Source organism: Streptomyces sp. SID14478, assembly GCF_010548525.1.
Lineage (GTDB): Bacteria > Actinomycetota > Actinomycetes > Streptomycetales > Streptomycetaceae > Streptomyces.
Genome location: NZ_JAAGMG010000858.1, coordinates 1 through 488 on the forward strand (window position 1 = coordinate 1; position 488 = coordinate 488).

The window sequence follows — 488 nt, forward strand, 5'->3', positions numbered from 1 at the left end:
CCGTCGCCCGCCGTGGCGACGACGTCGAGCCCGGCCGCGGCCAGGTCGCGGGCGACGGCGTCGCGCCACATCGGGTGGTCGTCGACCACCATCACCCTGATCGCTTCGCGTGGTTCGCTCATGGTTCCCGTCCTGCCTTCCCCCGTGATGACCGTGATGACCGGGCCGGCCGGTCGGCCGCGCCGTTCACGTCGTCGTCTTCCTCGGTACGTTCAGTTCGACCTCGGTGCCCTGCCCCGGCACCGAGATCAGTTCGGCGGTGCCGCCGATGTCGCGCAGCCGGCCCCGGATGGACTGGGCGACGCCGAGCCGCCCCTCGCCCTCGGCCTGGGCGAGGCGGCCCTCCGGGATGCCCGGCCCGTCGTCCCTGACGGTCACGACGACCGCGTCCGGCTCGTCCTCGACCAGGATCCAGGTGTGCGCGCCCTCGCCCGCGTGCCTGCGCACATTGTCCAGGGCGGCGCTGACGGCCGCGGCCAGTTCCCGGG

1 protein-coding gene and 1 pseudogene are annotated in these 488 nt (G+C 74.4%); both read right to left on the reverse strand.

What is annotated here, in order from left to right; genetic code table 11:
• Window positions 1–122 (reverse strand): annotated as a pseudogene (locus G3I40_RS47405) (DNA-binding response regulator); the annotation flags it as partial.
• 64 nt (window positions 123–186) lie between these two features.
• Window positions 187–488: ATP-binding protein (locus tag G3I40_RS28115; protein WP_239091982.1), on the reverse strand; the 302-nt coding region annotated here is incomplete at its 5' end.